Origin of the sequence: Pseudomonas bharatica, assembly GCF_048586865.1 — a bacterium.
GTDB lineage: Bacteria > Pseudomonadota > Gammaproteobacteria > Pseudomonadales > Pseudomonadaceae > Aquipseudomonas > Aquipseudomonas bharatica.
Map to the genome: position 1 here is coordinate 25,378 of NZ_JBMAWR010000029.1, position 13,962 is coordinate 39,339.

Genomic DNA, 13,962 nt, shown 5'->3' on the forward strand with positions numbered 1-13,962 from the left:
GCCACTGACGCCAAGCGGCGACAGCTGAGGGGATGGGGGCACGGAGGGACGCGCTGGCACCGGGCGCAAGGGCCCGGAGAACCGCGCACCACCCGCCGTGGTGCCGTTGACTGTTTGCAGGCCGGTCTCCGGGCTCACGAGCGGATCGCCGGGCGATCCTGACCGGGCGCCTTCCCGGGTTCGAACACCCAGTGGCCATGCGCGGTCTTGACTCGATTTACCGTTGCGGGGGCAGCGCCGGAGTCGCACCGGCTTCCCTGTTTCACCCGGTCGACCTTGCAGTCACGGGGCACCTGAAACACGTCGCGAAGGTTAGAGGGTTGGGCCCGGAGCGTCAATTGGAGACACCCATCACATTGCGACCAACGGCGCAACTTTCACGTTGTGCCACACTCCAAGCCAGTGATATCACATTGCCATGATTTTTCGCTGTAGCTGTAGCTCGTACAACAATGACCAAGGAGAGCAGCATGCAAGGCCTGATCATCAATAACCCCCGCCTGGAGTTCCTGCGTCCGGCACTTGAACGCTGGGGCGAATGCATCGAACGTTTCAACCAGACCCTGGGCGACAACGAAGGTCCGCACTGGCAAGGGATGCAAGGCAACCTGGGACTGTTCTCGGCGGCGCTCTGGCAGGCCGAGCTGGTGAGCTTGCAGGGTTACCAGAGCAAGAAACAGCGGGATGAAGGCGACCGCGGCGCGCACTGCGACCTGCTGATCGCCAGCAAGGATGAATCCGCCTACCTGCACGCCCAGCAGCGCTGGCCCAGGGTCGGACGCCTGGACCTGGACGGGGCGCTGCAGGAGACGGCCACGCAGGCCAAGGCCATCGCCTATCCGAGCCAGTTGAAGATCGCGGCACTGTTCGTCAGCCCGAGCAAACTGGGGCAGCATGCCAGCCCGGAGGAGTTGCAGGACCTGGTGGACGATCTGCAAAAGCACACCGCCTGTGCGATTGCCTGGTGCTTTCCGTATGGGTATCGCAAGTTGCATGACGAGGTGGGGCAGTACTATCCGGGAGTGGCGTTGCTCCTGAAGCAGGCCTGAAATACTTTGGGCTGCCTTGGAGCGGTCCCCGGTAATTGAACCTCCCTGCATGATTCAATCTCTGACTTCTTAGGATCTTCCCAAGGAGTCAGACCATGCCCACCCTGCGCCTCGCCATCCTGCTGGCCATCACCACCGGCCTGACCGCCTGCGGCGAATCCGCCCGCCTCCAGGTCACGGATGGCAGCGGCCCTTCGCCGCAATTGCCGGAGCCGAACAAGACCCTGATCCCCACGGTGAACATCGCCCCGGCGGTGGGCTGGCCCGACGGCAGCACGCCCAAGGCGGCCCAGGGCACGCGGGTGGCCGCGTTCGCCGATGGCCTGGACCATCCGCGCTGGCTGTATGTCCTGCCCAACGGCGACGTACTGGTGGCGGAAACCAACGCGCCGGAGAAGCCCGAGGACAGCAAGGGCATCCGCGGCTGGGTGATGAAGAAGGTCATGGCCAAGGCCGGCGCCGGGGTGCCCAGCGCCAACCGCATCACCCTGCTGCGCGATGCTGACAAGGATGGCGTGGCGGAAACCCGCACGGTATTCCTCAAGGATCTCAATTCACCCTTCGGCATGGCCCTGGTCGGCAATGACCTGTACGTTGCCGATACCGACCGCCTGCTGCGCTTCAAGTACCAGGAGGGCGCCACCTCGCTGAATGGCACCGGCGAGCCGGTCACCGAGTTGCCGGGCGGGCCGCTGAACCACCACTGGACCAAGAACGTGATCGCCAGCAAGGACGGCAGCAAGCTCTACGTCACCGTCGGCTCCAACAGCAACGTGGCCGAGAACGGCATGGACAAGGAAGAAGGACGTGCGGCGATCTGGGAAGTGGACCCGGCCACCGGCCAGCACCGGATCTTCGCTTCCGGCCTGCGCAACCCCAACGGCCTGGCCTGGGAGCCGCACAGCGGACAGCTATGGACCGCCGTGAACGAACGCGACGAGATCGGCAGCGACCTGGTACCGGACTACATCACCTCGGTGCAGGACGGAGCCTTCTATGGCTGGCCCTACAGCTATTACGGCCAGCACGTGGATGTGCGGGTAGACCCGCAGGATCCCAACCTGGTGGCCAAGGCCATCGCCCCCGACTATGCGGTCGGCCCCCATACCGCCTCGCTGGGCCTGGCCTTCGCCGAGGCCGGGGCACTGCCGCCGCCGTTCGACCAGGGTGCGTTCATCGGCCAGCATGGCTCGTGGAACCGCAAGCCGCACAGTGGCTACAAGGTTCTTTTCGTGCCGTTCAATAGCGAAGGCAAACCTGCGGGTAAACCGGTGGACCTGCTGACGGGCTTCTTGAACGAAGAGGGCAAGGCCATGGGCAGGCCCGTGGGCGTGGTCACTGACCAGAGGGGCGGAGTACTGGTGGCGGACGATGTGGGGAATGTGGTGTGGCGGGTGAGCAGGACGAACTAACGGGCGTACGCGGACCTTGTGGGAGCGGGTTCACCCGCGATGACGTCGGTGAATTCACCACCGCATCGCGGGTGAACCCGCTCCCACAAGGTCCGCGTACGCCCTTCCTACGGGTTATGTGCCAGATGTGCAGGCGCCATCAACACCCGCTTCGCATTCAGGTAAGACTTCTGCCAGTAGTTGTTCGACAGATAATCCAGCCGCACCGTCCCACCGGTGGATGGAGCATGCACGAAGCGCCCTTCCCCGACGTAGATGCCAGCGTGGTTCACCTGGCTCGCACCGTTCGTCGCAAAGAACACCACATCCCCCGATTGCAGCGCATCACGCTGAACGTCCGGGGCACGCATGACGATCATCTCGCGGGTCGAACGTGGCAGGGAAATACCTGCCGCATCGCGGTAGACATAACCGATCAGGCCACTGCAATCGAAGCCGGAATCCGGCGTATTGCCGCCCCAGCGATAGGGCGTGCCGACCAGGCCAAGGGCGCGGAAAAGCACGTCCTCAGCGGCTGGCGAGTAGCTGATCTGGGCAGGAACATAGGCCGGCTGGACCACCGGGGCCGGGGTCGGAGCCTGGCTGGAGCAGGCACCGAGCAGTGCTGCCAGGGACAATACCGCTGAACGCGCCATCATCGTCTTCATCAGAACATCCTGTCTGAAGGAGCCCGGCGCGGGGCCGGAATAAGTGGTGAGAAATCAGATTAGACGTTTTCTGTAAACACGCACGGCGACTAGCTTTTCAGCATAGTCGCCGTGTGTCTGACACCGCTGCGAATCGCTTAGTTGCGCGAAAGTGTCGTGGTCGCTGCCGGCGGCGCCAAGGCCAGGGCGCGCTTGGCCTCGATGAAGGTCTTGCTCCAGTAGCGATCACCCAGGCTGTCGATCCGCACACCACCGCTGCGGCGGCTGCTGGAATGGATGAACTGGTTGTCGCCCAGGTAGATGCCGGCATGGCTGACGCGCCCGCGACCGTTGGTGCTGAAGAACAGCAGGTCACCGGGCTTGAGGTTGTTGCGCGAAACCAGCGGCGCATCGACGTTGATCATCTCGCGGGTCGAACGCGGCAGGGTCATGCCGGCTTCCTCGCGGAACAGGTAACCGATGAAGCCGCTGCAATCGAAGCCCGACTGCTCGGAGGTGCCACCGAAGCGGTAGCGGGTACCGATCAGCGACATGCCGCGCTCGAGGATGCTGTCGGCCAGGGCGGGCAGCTGGTAGGACTTGCTGCTGGAGAATTGTTCCAGATCCTGCTCGGTAGCCAGCTCTTCCTCGAAGACGGAAGCCTCGACGGAGGACTTGGTAGCGGACTTGGCGGAAACGGAGAAGTGATCCTGCTGTTGCGGGGCCGGGCTATGAGCCGCGCAGCCAAACAGCAGCGTCACGAGTGCGAGGGGCACGAGGGGTGCGAAGCGATTCAGCATGGGCACGACCGTGTCTTGAATTTGATGAAGTCGCGACTATGCCTTCTATCGATTCGATTTGCAAATTCAATCGAAAAAAATGTGACTTTTATGTGCGACAGGTCAAGGACGCGGTTTACCAGCCCAACGTTTCCTTCAGGAAGGGGATGGTGAGCTTGCGTTTTTCCTGCAGGGAAGCCTGGTCCAGGCGCTCCAGCAGGTCGAACAGCGCACTCATGCTGCGAGTACCGCGGGTAAGGATGAAATGCCCGACTTCATCGGTCATGTGCAGGCCACGGCGAGACGCGCGCAGTTGCAGGGCGCGCAGTTTGTCTTCGTCGGACAGGGCGCGCATCTGGAAGATCAGGGCCATGGTCAGGCGCGACTTGAGGTCGGGTAGCTTGATCGGCAACTCCCGCGGCGAGGCGGACGCCGCCAGCAACAGGCGCCGGCCGCTGTCGCGCAGGCGATTGAAGAGATGGAACATGGCCTCTTCCCACTCCGGCTTGCCGGCGATCACATGCAGGTCGTCGAGGCACACCAGCTCGTACTGCTCCAGATGGTCCAGCAGTTCGACACCCCGGTCGAGCAGTTGCGCCAGCGGCAGGTAGACGGCGGGCTCGCCCAGTTGCTCGAAACGCAGGCAGGCGGCCTGCAACAGATGAGTACGCCCGACCCCCTGCTTGCCCCACAGGTAGATCAGGCTTTCGGTCCAGCCGGCGTCGGCTTCGCAGAGTCGCTCGACGTAGCCCAATGCTGCGGCGTTGGCACCCGGATAGTAGTTGATGAAGGTGGCGTCATCGCGCAGACGCACACCCAGGGGCAACTGGATCGGTTTCATGCTGGCTGGGCGGTCGCGAGGAACCGCAAAGGGCCCTTGGTAAAAGTTTGCAAAGTCTATACCTGCGCCGTCGGTCGCACAATGAGCGAAGAAAATCAAAGGCTTGCAGAGCAGCCTAGAGATGCGGATCGATCTCCTCGCCATACATGTCCGACTTCTTGTAGAAGTCATGCATATGACGCAGCAGCACCATGATCACCGCCGCTGCCGGCAGGGCCAGCAGCACCCCGGTAAAGCCGAACAGCTCGCCACCGGCAAGAATGGCGAAGATCACCGCCACCGGATGCAGGCCGATGCGATCGCCAACCAGCAGTGGAGTCAGGACCATACCCTCCAGCGCCTGGCCGACCATGAACACGGCCACGATACCCAGCAGCGGATAGGGATCGACACCGAACTGGAACAGCCCGGCGACCATCGCCGCGCCGATCCCGATGATGAAGCCCATGTAGGGCACGATCGCCGCCAGCCCGGCCAGCAGGCCGATCAGCAGGCCCAGCTCCAGCCCCACCAGCATCAACCCCGAGGCGTAGATCACGCCCAGGGCCAGCATCACCAGCAACTGGCCGCGAACGAAGGCGCCGAGCACCTCGTGGCATTCCCCCGCCAGCTCCACCACCTGCGGCTCGCGCTGGCGCGGCAGCAGGCTGCGCAGCCTGGCCATCATCAGGTCCCAGTCGCGCAACAGGTAGAAGCCCACCACCGGGATCAGCACCAGGTTGGCCAGCCAGCCGACCAGCGCCAGGCCGGAGGCGGTGACCTGGGACAGCACCACGCCGACGATATCGGTGGTCTGGCCCATATGGGCGCTGATGGCGGCCTTGACCTTGTCGAATTTCCAGAAACCGTCGGCCAGGCCCAGCTTGACCTGGACCCAGGGCAGCGCCACGTGCTGCAGCCAGTCGAGCATCTGCGGCGCGACTTCGTACAGGCGCACCAGTTGCTTGGCCAGCATCGGAATCAGCACCAGCAGCATCGCCAGCAGGACCAGGCTGAACAAGGCGAAGACCACCGCCACCCCGGCGGTACGCGACAAGCCCATGCGTTCCAGGCGATCCACCAGCGGATCGCCCAGGTAGGCCAGGAGTATCCCGACCAGGAACGGCGAAAGGATGCCGTGCAGAAGATAGAGAAGAATGCCTAGCGCCAGCAGCGCGATAGGCCACATCCAGCGGCGCAGGTCGATCATCGCGACGGCTCCTTACCAGCGAAAACGCAGGCCGGTGAACGGGGCCGGCGCGGGTGCCGGTTGCGCACCTGGCCCGGCGGGCGTCGCAGCTGCCGGTGCAGCCACCTGGGCAGCATCGGCTGGCACTTCCTGCAGTTTCGCCAGGCCCAGCTGGGCCCGCAATTGGTCGCTGCTGCCGGTGGCCTTCCAGGTCATGACATCGCCCTGCACCTCGATGACCCGACCACCGAACGGTTCGAGCACCCGGCCCAGCTCGGCATAGCGCTCCAGGTTCATGCCCTGGACCTGGACCTGCTGCTCGCTGCTGGCCCCCGGCCTGGCCACGAAACGCGGCGCCAGGCGCTGGCTCACCGCGAGCATCACGGCATCGGCCACGGCCGCCTGGTCTGCGCCCTCGACCTTGCCCTGTTCACGCTGCTCGCCCAGCCACAGGCGCCAGGTGCCATTCCACTTGCCATCGGCTTCGCTGGCATGCACCGCCAGCAGCGCGTCGGCAGCGTAGCGCCCGGAGGCGGCCTGCAGCGGCGAAGGGTCAGTACCTTCGAGATTCTTCGGCGTGGCGACCAATTGTTCTTCCAGGTCGCCCAGTGGCAGGCGCAGCGGCAGGCCACGGTGCTGGGCGGCACGGCGCAGCACTTCGGCATTGCTCTGGCCATCGCCGACCAGGCTGGAGCCCTCGGTGCTGTCGTTCAACCACCAGCCGAGGATCGCCGGACGGTTGCTGCCCCACAGGGCCAGCCCGGCCTTGCGCAGGGCACGCTCGGTGCTGCCGGGGTCGAAGTCCACCAGCAGGGTTTCCGGCGGACCGGCCTCGGTGCCGAACTGGCTGATGATCTGTTGCGGGTCCTTGCGCAATTCGGCAAGCCCGGGATTCTGCGGCGCCTTGGGATCGCCGGTCAGGCGCAGGACCAGGGTGTCCAGCGCCGCCTGGGTAGCCTGGGCGCGGGCATCGGCACCCTGCCCGGCCAGCGGCTCGCGCACCTGGTACAGCCCGGAGACGCTTTCGGCCTGGGCCGCCACGGCGAACAGGGCAACGCAGCAACCGAACAGATATGAACGCAAAGGCATGAAGGATTCCTGTCCAGATATAGAAAGAAGCGAAGTCCAGCGTGAAGCCAAGACCCTCGCCACAGCGCAAAATTCACTGGGTAGGCGCTGTTTCACCTCCTATACCTTATACAGGCCGTGACAAGGCAACCACCCGCCCGCGGTGATTCATGTTTTTTCCTTATATTCAGGCCCTGCCCGTCGGCCTGAGGATGGCCGCTGCCGGGCAACCCTGATAAAATCGCGCGCCTTCGCAGACCACTGACGGTCGGGCAGGCGGATCCAGTTTTCCCCGCAGCCTGGCAGGTCAGGGTCGATTTCCCCGAATCCCTCCCTCCTAAAGGCCTGGATCACATGAGCAAGCAACCCTCCCTTAGCTACAAGGACGCCGGTGTAGACATCGACGCCGGCGAAGCCTTGGTCGAACGCATCAAAGGCGTGGCCAAGCGCACCGCGCGCCCGGAAGTCATGGGCGGCCTGGGCGGCTTTGGCGCCCTCTGTGAAATCCCGGCCGGCTACAAGCAACCCGTCCTGGTCTCCGGCACCGACGGCGTCGGCACCAAGCTGCGCCTGGCGCTGAACCTGAACAAGCACGACTCGATCGGCCAGGACCTGGTCGCCATGTGCGTCAACGACCTGGTGGTCTGTGGCGCCGAGCCGCTGTTCTTCCTCGACTACTACGCCACCGGCAAGCTCAACGTCGATGTGGCCGCCACCGTGGTCACCGGCATCGGCGCCGGCTGCGAACTGGCCGGCTGCTCGCTGGTCGGCGGTGAAACCGCCGAGATGCCGGGCATGTACGAAGGCGAAGACTACGACCTGGCCGGCTTCTGCGTGGGTGTGGTGGAAAAGGCCGAGATCATCGACGGTTCGAAGGTCGCCACCGGTGACGCCCTGATCGCCCTGCCATCCTCCGGCCCGCACTCCAACGGCTACTCGCTGATCCGCAAGATCATCGAAGTCTCCGGTGCCGACATCGAGCAGGTGCAACTGGACGGCAAGCCGCTGACCGAACTGCTGATGGCGCCGACCCGCATCTACGTCAAGCCGCTGCTCAAGCTGATCAAGGAGACCGGCGCGGTCAAGGCCATGGCCCACATCACCGGCGGCGGCCTGCTGGACAACATCCCGCGCGTCCTGCCAAAAGGCGCCCAGGCGATCGTCGACGTGGCGAGCTGGGAGCGCCCTGCGGTCTTCAACTGGCTGCAAGAGCAAGGCAATGTCGACGAGCACGAAATGCACCGCGTGCTGAACTGCGGCGTCGGCATGGTCATCTGCGTGGCCCAGGACCAGGTCGAAACCGCCCTGAACAGCCTGCGCCAGGCCGGTGAGCAGCCTTGGGTGATCGGCCAGATCGGCGTGGCCGCCGAAGGCGCCGCCCAGGTCGAGCTGAAGAACGTCAAGGCACACTGATGCCCACCAGGAAGTGCGATGTGGTGGTGTTGCTGTCGGGTTCCGGCAGCAACCTGCAAGCCTTGATCGACAGCGCCCGTGCCGGGGATTCCCCGGTCCGGATCCGCGCCGTGATTTCCAACCGCGCCGATGCCTACGGCCTGCAGCGCGCCCGTGACGCCGGCATCGACACCGCCGTGCTCGATCACAAGGCGTTCGACGGCCGCGAAGCCTTCGACCAGGCCCTGATCGAGCGGATCGATGCCTTCTCGCCGCAACTGGTAGTGCTCGCCGGCTTCATGCGCATCCTCAGCGCCGACTTCGTCCGCCACTACGCCGGGCGCCTGCTGAATATCCACCCTTCCCTGCTGCCCAAGTACAAGGGCCTGCACACCCACCAGCGCGCGCTGGAGGCGGGTGATGCCGAGCATGGCTGCAGCGTGCACTTCGTCACCGAGGAACTCGATGGCGGGCCGCTGGTCGTACAGGCAATCATCCCGGTGGCCCCGGATGACACGCCAGAGACCCTGGCGCAGAGGGTTCACAGCCAGGAACACCAGATCTACCCGCTGGCAGTGAGCTGGTTCGCCGCAGGCCGTTTGCGCCTCGGTGAAAGCGGTGCTCTACTGGATGGCCAGCCCCTGGCGGCCAGCGGCCACTTGATTCGACCCTAGGAGATTTTATGCGTCGCGCCCTGCTTCTCGCCCTCGCCGTGCTCGCACTGCCGCTTCAGGCAGCCGAGCTGAAACCCTTCTCGGCCAGCTATACCGCCGACTGGAAGCAACTGCCCATGAGCGGCACTGCCGAACGCAGCCTGGAAAAGAACGCCAACGGCACCTGGAGCCTCAACTTCAAGGCGTCGATGATGATCGCCAGCCTGACCGAGCAAAGCACCCTGTCGCTGGACAAGGACACCCTGCTGCCGCAGAGCTATCACTTCGAACGTGGCGGCCTGGGCAAGGCCAAGAAAGTCGACCTGGACTTCGACTGGTCGCAGAAGGTCATCACCGGCACCGACCGTGGCGACGCGGTGAAGCTGCCGCTCAACCGTGGCGTACTGGACAAGTCCACCTACCAGCTGGCGCTGCAGCATGACGTGGCTGCCGGCAAGAAAAGCGTGAGCTACCAGGTAGTCGATGGCGACGAGATCGACACCTACGACTTCCGCGTACTGGGCACCGAGAAGGTCACCACCCGGACCGGCCAGGTCGATGCGATCAAGGTCGAGCGCGTCCGCGATCCAAGCCAGAGCAAGCGCATCACCGAGCTGTGGTTCGCCAAGGACTGGGACTACCTGCTGGTGCAACTGCGCCAGGTCGAGACCGATGGCAAGGAATACGTGATCGTGCTGCAGGACGGCACGGTGGATGGCAAGGCGGTCAAGGGTAACTGACCGGCTGGTTGTTCGTTGTATTCGGGAACCCCGCCAAGTGCGGGGTTTTCTTTTGCCTGGGACGGCCTCATCGCCGGCAACGCCGGCTCCCACAAGGATCGGCGATGTACTCAGGTCCCTGTGGGAGCCGGCGTTGCCGGCGATGAGGCCCTCAAGAGCAAGCATGAAAGATCTTTCATGGCGCTTTTAATTTACTTAGCGAGCTAACAAATCCTATAAATGAGGCCTGCGACAGAGTGCCGCAGTTAACCGGATTTGGAGTTTGCACATGACTGTCAAAGTAACTGAGCGCGACGAATCGAAACTGTCCCACGAAGGCGTCGCCGCTGGCGTACGCATCTGGGATGTGCACCAGCAGGGCCAATTGGTCGGCATGTTCCACACTGAACACGAAGCCCACCGCTACCGCATGGAACTGGAAGTCTGGGAAACCCGCCGGACCCAGTCCTGAAACCAGCCTTTTCCACATAAAACAAACCCCGCCATGGCGGGGTTTGTCGTTTCTACCGAATCAGATCACCACATCAGGTCGTCCGGGATCACGTAGGCCGCGTACGGATCGTCGGCATCCGGCTCTTCCACCTGGGTATTGAGCAGCAGGATGCGCTTGGGATCGCGCTCCTGGATCTTCAGCGCCGCTTCACGCGGAATGATCTCGTAGCCGCCAGCGTGGGCGACGATGGCCAGCGAGCCACTGCTCAGCTTGCTGCGCATCAGGGCGTTGACCGAGATGCGCTTGACCTTCTTGTCGTCGACGAAGTTGTAGTAGTCCTCGGTGGTCAGCTTCGGCAGGCGCGAGGCTTCGATCAGTTGCTTGACCTGCGCGGCACGGGCCTTCTGCTCGGCCTTTTCCTGCTGCTGGCGGTTCAGTTCCTGGTCACGCGCAACCTTCTCGGCCATCGCCTCCTTGGCCAGGCGCTGCTGGCTGTCGTCGACTTCGACCTGGCCTTTATGCTCCAGGCGTTTCTGCTTCTTTTGCTCTTTGTTGACCTGCTTGACCTGCTTCTGGTTGACCAGGCCGGCTTTGAGCAATTGGTCGCGAAGGGAAAGGCTCATCGTGTTCACTCACTTAATGCATCGCGCTCAGCCGCAGCTGGGCAGGTTCTTTTCCTGACGCTTGGCTTCGCCCCAGAGCGCATCCAAGTCTTCGAGGGTGCAATCTTCGATCGGACGCCCGCTGTCGCGCAATGCCTGCTCGATAAAACGGAAGCGTCGCTCGAACTTGGCGTTGGCGCCACGCAGGGCATTTTCCGGGTCGATCTTCAGGTGCCGGGCCAGGTTGACCGTGGCGAACAGCAGGTCGCCCACTTCATCGGCCAGGGCCACGGCATCGTTGTCGGCCATGGCTTCCAGCACTTCGTCCAGTTCCTCGCGGACCTTGTCCAGCACCGGCAGCGGGCCCGGCCAGTCGAAACCGACCTGGGCCGTGCGTTTCTGCAACTTGGCCGCGCGGGACAGCGCCGGCAGCGCCGCCGGAACGTCATCGAGCAGGGACAGTTGTTCGGGAACGCCCTTCTCGGCCCGCTCCTGGGCCTTGATCTCTTCCCAGCGCTGCTTGACCTGGTGTTCATCCAGGCGCGGGGTATCCAGCGGCGCATACAGCTCGCCGGTGGGGAATACATGGGGATGGCGGCGGATCAGCTTGCGGGTGATGCTGTCGATCACCCCGGCGAACTCGAAGCGGCCTTCCTCCATGGCCAGCTGGCTGTAGTAGACCACCTGGAACAGCAGGTCGCCCAGTTCGCCCTGGAGGTGCTCGAAATCGCCACGTTCGATGGCATCGGCCACCTCGTAGGCTTCCTCCAGGGTATGGGGAACGATGCTCGCGTAGGTCTGTTTCAGGTCCCACGGGCAGCCGTATTGCGGATCGCGCAGGCGGGCCATGAGGTGCAGCAGGTCGTCCAGGGTGTACATCGTGGCTTCTCGTAACAGCACAGGCCCGCCGCGAGGGCGGGCCTGTCTCGGTCAAGGGGTGCGGTTGCGCCGGGTCTCGATGATGTTCGGCAACTGCGAGATACGCCCGAGCAGGCGGCCGAGGGCATCCAGGCCGGGAATCTCGATGGTCAGCGACATCAGCGCGGTGTTGTCTTCCTTGTTCGAGCGGGTGTTGACCGCCAGCACGTTGATCCGCTCGTTGAGCAGGACCTGGGAGACGTCACGCAGCAACCCCGGACGGTCGTAGGCACGCACCATGATGTCCACCGGATAGGTCTGCACCGGCACCGGCCCCCAGCTGACCTGGATGATCCGTTCCGGCTCGCGCCCGCCCAGTTGCAATACCGAAGCGCAGTCCTGGCGGTGGATGGTCACGCCGCGGCCCTGGGTGATGTAGCCGACGATGGCATCCCCCGGCAGCGGCTGGCAGCAGCCGGCCATCTGGGTCAGCAGGTTGCCCACGCCCTGGATCTGGATGTCGCCGCGCTTGCCCGGCTTGAAGCCGGTGGCCTTGCGGGTGATGAGATCGATTTCCTCGATCCGCTCCGGTTCCACCAATTGCTGGGCGGCGTTGACCAGGTGGGCCAGGCGCAGGTCGCCGGCACCGAGGGAAGCGAACATGTCCTCGGCGGTACGCAGGTTGGCTTTTTCCGCCAGGCGCTCGAAGTCCACCTGGGGCAGGCCGAGGCGGTTCAGCTCGCGCTCCAGCAGGGTCTTGCCGGCCGCAACGTTCTGGTCACGGGCCTGCAGCTTGAACCAGTGGACGATCTTCGCCCGCGCCCGCGAGGTGGTGACATAGCCGAGGTTGGAGTTCAGCCAGTCGCGGCTCGGGTTGCCGTGCTTGCTGGTGATGATCTCCACCTGCTCGCCGGTCTGCAGGCTGTAGTTGAGCGGCACGATGCGCCCGTTGATCTTGGCGCCCCGGCAGTTGTGGCCGATCTCGGTGTGCACCCGGTAGGCGAAGTCCAGCGGCGTCGCGCCCTTGGGCAGGTCGATGGCGTGACCGTCAGGGGTGAACACGTAGACCCGGTCGGGCTCGATATCCACCCGCAACTGCTCGGCCAGGCCGCCGATATCGCCCAGCTCCTCGTGCCACTCCAGGACCTGGCGCAGCCACGAGATCTTCTCTTCGTAGTGGTTGGAGCCGGACTTGACGTCGGTGCCCTTGTAGCGCCAGTGGGCACACACGCCCAGCTCGGCTTCCTCGTGCATGGCGTGGGTGCGGATCTGCACCTCGAGGACCTTGCCCTCGGGCCCGATCACCGCGGTGTGCAGGGAGCGATAGCCGTTTTCCTTGGGGTTGGCGATGTAGTCGTCGAACTCCTTGGGAATGTGCCGCCACAGGGTGTGGACGATGCCGAGCGCGGTGTAGCAGTCGCGCATTTCCGGAACCAGTACCCGCACCGCGCGCACGTCGTAGATCTGGCTGAACTCCAGGCCCTTGCGCTGCATCTTGCGCCAGATGGAATAGATATGTTTCGCTCGACCGCTGATATCGGCCTTGACCCCGGTGGCCAGCAGTTCGTTCTGCAACTGGGCCATGACGTCGTTGATGAAGCGTTCGCGATCGAGCCGGCGCTCGTGCAGGAGCTTGGCGATCTGCTTGTACTGGTCCGGCTCCAGGTAGCGGAAGGACAGGTCCTCCAGCTCCCACTTGATATGGCCGATACCCAGGCGATGCGCCAGCGGCGCGTAGATATCGAAGACCTCGCGGGCGACACGGTGGCGCTTCTCGTCGTCGGCGCCCTTCACCGCGCGAATGGCGCAGGTGCGTTCGGCCAGCTTGATCAGGGCCACGCGCACATCATCGACCATGGCCACGAGCATCTTGCGCAGGTTTTCCACCTGGGCCTGGGAACCCAGCACCAGGGACTGGCGCGGATTGAGACTGGCGCTGATGGCGGCCATGCGCAGCACGCCGTCGATGAGCTTGGACACCACCGGACCGAAGCGCTGGGCGACTTCGGCCAGGGTTGCCTTGCCCTCGCGCACGGCGCGATAAATGATCGCGGCGACCAGCGAGTCCTGGTCGAGCTTGAGGTCCGCGAGGATTTCGGCGATTTCAAGACCGGCCTGGAAACTCGAGGTGCCATCGGCCCAGGAGTGTTTGGCCTGGTTGCCCTGCTTCTCGATTTCCTGGGCGAATTCGCAGGCAACCTTCAGCGCTTCGCGATCCAGCGCCGCGTCGACGCTGCACACGTGATCCAGCCATGCTTCGAGATTGATACTGCCGTCGGTGTTGACCGGCTGGTGCACTCTCACCTGTACCATCTTTGTTTACCTTTTCCTGCAGCGCATG

Annotated in this window: 14 protein-coding genes and 1 riboswitch; of the genes, 6 read left to right on the plus strand and 8 right to left on the minus strand. The window is 64.1% G+C overall.

All coding sequences use genetic code 11. The annotated features are described in order from the left end of the window. Nucleotides 1-102: 102 nt before the first annotated feature. Nucleotides 103-312: riboswitch (cobalamin riboswitch) on the minus strand. A gap of 158 nt (nucleotides 313-470) precedes the next feature. Both ACKLLE_RS24080 and ACKLLE_RS24085 read left to right on the plus strand, forming a co-directional pair. Continuing rightward, nucleotides 471-1,049, plus strand: a complete 579-nt coding sequence (locus ACKLLE_RS24080) for a hypothetical protein (RefSeq protein WP_420059279.1) — start codon at nucleotides 471-473, stop codon at nucleotides 1,047-1,049. Between the two features lie 95 nt (nucleotides 1,050-1,144). Next, nucleotides 1,145-2,461 carry a PQQ-dependent sugar dehydrogenase gene (locus ACKLLE_RS24085; RefSeq protein ID WP_420059280.1) on the plus strand — a complete coding sequence of 439 codons (1,317 nt, stop codon included), beginning with the start codon at nucleotides 1,145-1,147 and terminating at the stop codon, nucleotides 2,459-2,461. A 107-nt stretch (nucleotides 2,462-2,568) separates the two neighbouring features. Here the strand turns inward: ACKLLE_RS24085 and ACKLLE_RS24090 are convergent, their stop codons facing one another. From ACKLLE_RS24090 to ACKLLE_RS24110, 5 genes are all read right to left on the minus strand, one after another. Further along, nucleotides 2,569-3,108, minus strand: a complete 540-nt coding sequence (locus ACKLLE_RS24090) for an NlpC/P60 family protein (protein WP_081263301.1) — start codon at nucleotides 3,106-3,108, stop codon at nucleotides 2,569-2,571. A gap of 137 nt (nucleotides 3,109-3,245) precedes the next feature. Then, nucleotides 3,246-3,887: a C40 family peptidase gene (locus ACKLLE_RS24095; protein WP_009407387.1), complete on the minus strand. Its 642-nt coding sequence runs from the start codon at nucleotides 3,885-3,887 to the stop codon at nucleotides 3,246-3,248. Between the two features lie 115 nt (nucleotides 3,888-4,002). Next, nucleotides 4,003-4,707, minus strand: coding sequence for a DnaA regulatory inactivator Hda (gene hda, locus ACKLLE_RS24100; protein ID WP_009407385.1), 705 nt, complete (start codon nucleotides 4,705-4,707; stop codon nucleotides 4,003-4,005). Between the two features lie 115 nt (nucleotides 4,708-4,822). Then, on the minus strand, nucleotides 4,823-5,896 hold the full coding sequence (locus tag ACKLLE_RS24105; RefSeq protein WP_064305015.1) for an AI-2E family transporter: 1,074 nt from the start codon (nucleotides 5,894-5,896) through the stop codon (nucleotides 4,823-4,825). Between the two features lie 12 nt (nucleotides 5,897-5,908). Then, nucleotides 5,909-6,964 carry a DUF2066 domain-containing protein gene (locus ACKLLE_RS24110; RefSeq protein ID WP_064305016.1) on the minus strand — a complete coding sequence of 352 codons (1,056 nt, stop codon included), beginning with the start codon at nucleotides 6,962-6,964 and terminating at the stop codon, nucleotides 5,909-5,911. A 333-nt stretch (nucleotides 6,965-7,297) separates the two neighbouring features. On the opposite strand from ACKLLE_RS24110, the gene purM reads away from it, so the two are divergent. The 4 genes from purM to ACKLLE_RS24130 all read left to right on the plus strand — a co-directional run bounded on the left by purM (nucleotide 7,298) and on the right by ACKLLE_RS24130 (nucleotide 10,179). After that, nucleotides 7,298-8,356: a phosphoribosylformylglycinamidine cyclo-ligase gene (gene purM / locus ACKLLE_RS24115; RefSeq protein WP_009407380.1), complete on the plus strand. Its 1,059-nt coding sequence runs from the start codon at nucleotides 7,298-7,300 to the stop codon at nucleotides 8,354-8,356. After that, the gene (gene purN, locus ACKLLE_RS24120; protein WP_420059281.1) at nucleotides 8,356-9,009 is read left to right on the plus strand and encodes a phosphoribosylglycinamide formyltransferase; all 654 of its coding nucleotides are present in this window, start codon (nucleotides 8,356-8,358) and stop codon (nucleotides 9,007-9,009) included. Before purM ends, purN begins: the two co-directional genes overlap by 1 nt. Before the next feature lie 8 nt (nucleotides 9,010-9,017). Beyond that, the gene (locus tag ACKLLE_RS24125; protein ID WP_009407376.1) at nucleotides 9,018-9,728 is read left to right on the plus strand and encodes a DUF3108 domain-containing protein; all 711 of its coding nucleotides are present in this window, start codon (nucleotides 9,018-9,020) and stop codon (nucleotides 9,726-9,728) included. A gap of 268 nt (nucleotides 9,729-9,996) precedes the next feature. Further along, a complete protein-coding gene (locus tag ACKLLE_RS24130) occupies nucleotides 9,997-10,179 on the plus strand; it encodes a hypothetical protein (protein ID WP_009397964.1) in 183 nt (60 codons plus the stop codon). A 65-nt stretch (nucleotides 10,180-10,244) separates the two neighbouring features. Here the strand turns inward: ACKLLE_RS24130 and ACKLLE_RS24135 are convergent, their stop codons facing one another. Genes ACKLLE_RS24135 through relA form a run of 3 tightly spaced genes read right to left on the minus strand, consistent with a single transcriptional unit; the run spans nucleotide 10,245 to nucleotide 13,934 of the window. After that, nucleotides 10,245-10,784 carry a DUF2058 domain-containing protein gene (locus tag ACKLLE_RS24135; RefSeq protein WP_009397965.1) on the minus strand — a complete coding sequence of 180 codons (540 nt, stop codon included), beginning with the start codon at nucleotides 10,782-10,784 and terminating at the stop codon, nucleotides 10,245-10,247. Between the two features lie 27 nt (nucleotides 10,785-10,811). Continuing rightward, complete coding sequence (mazG, locus tag ACKLLE_RS24140; RefSeq protein WP_009397966.1) at nucleotides 10,812-11,642, minus strand: nucleoside triphosphate pyrophosphohydrolase; 831 nt, start codon at nucleotides 11,640-11,642, stop codon at nucleotides 10,812-10,814. Between the two features lie 51 nt (nucleotides 11,643-11,693). Then, nucleotides 11,694-13,934, minus strand: a complete 2,241-nt coding sequence (gene relA / locus ACKLLE_RS24145; protein WP_009397967.1) for a GTP diphosphokinase — start codon at nucleotides 13,932-13,934, stop codon at nucleotides 11,694-11,696. Nucleotides 13,935-13,962 lie beyond the last annotated feature (28 nt).

What these genes read in the sequence shown, in the direction of transcription:
- ACKLLE_RS24080 (WP_420059279.1), top strand. Translation starts at nt 471, where the DNA reads ATGCAAGGCCTGATCATCAATAACCCCCGCCTGGAGTTCCTGCGTCCG.
- ACKLLE_RS24085 (WP_420059280.1), top strand. Translation starts at nt 1,145, where the DNA reads ATGCCCACCCTGCGCCTCGCCATCCTGCTGGCCATCACCACCGGCCTG.
- ACKLLE_RS24090 (WP_081263301.1), bottom strand. Translation starts at nt 3,108, where the DNA reads ATGAAGACGATGATGGCGCGTTCAGCGGTATTGTCCCTGGCAGCACTG.
- ACKLLE_RS24095 (WP_009407387.1), bottom strand. Translation starts at nt 3,887, where the DNA reads ATGCTGAATCGCTTCGCACCCCTCGTGCCCCTCGCACTCGTGACGCTG.
- hda (WP_009407385.1), bottom strand. Translation starts at nt 4,707, where the DNA reads ATGAAACCGATCCAGTTGCCCCTGGGTGTGCGTCTGCGCGATGACGCC.
- ACKLLE_RS24105 (WP_064305015.1), bottom strand. Translation starts at nt 5,896, where the DNA reads ATGATCGACCTGCGCCGCTGGATGTGGCCTATCGCGCTGCTGGCGCTA.
- ACKLLE_RS24110 (WP_064305016.1), bottom strand. Translation starts at nt 6,964, where the DNA reads ATGCCTTTGCGTTCATATCTGTTCGGTTGCTGCGTTGCCCTGTTCGCC.
- purM (WP_009407380.1), top strand. Translation starts at nt 7,298, where the DNA reads ATGAGCAAGCAACCCTCCCTTAGCTACAAGGACGCCGGTGTAGACATC.
- purN (WP_420059281.1), top strand. Translation starts at nt 8,356, where the DNA reads ATGCCCACCAGGAAGTGCGATGTGGTGGTGTTGCTGTCGGGTTCCGGC.
- ACKLLE_RS24125 (WP_009407376.1), top strand. Translation starts at nt 9,018, where the DNA reads ATGCGTCGCGCCCTGCTTCTCGCCCTCGCCGTGCTCGCACTGCCGCTT.
- ACKLLE_RS24130 (WP_009397964.1), top strand. Translation starts at nt 9,997, where the DNA reads ATGACTGTCAAAGTAACTGAGCGCGACGAATCGAAACTGTCCCACGAA.
- ACKLLE_RS24135 (WP_009397965.1), bottom strand. Translation starts at nt 10,784, where the DNA reads ATGAGCCTTTCCCTTCGCGACCAATTGCTCAAAGCCGGCCTGGTCAAC.
- mazG (WP_009397966.1), bottom strand. Translation starts at nt 11,642, where the DNA reads ATGTACACCCTGGACGACCTGCTGCACCTCATGGCCCGCCTGCGCGAT.
- relA (WP_009397967.1), bottom strand. Translation starts at nt 13,934, where the DNA reads ATGGTACAGGTGAGAGTGCACCAGCCGGTCAACACCGACGGCAGTATC.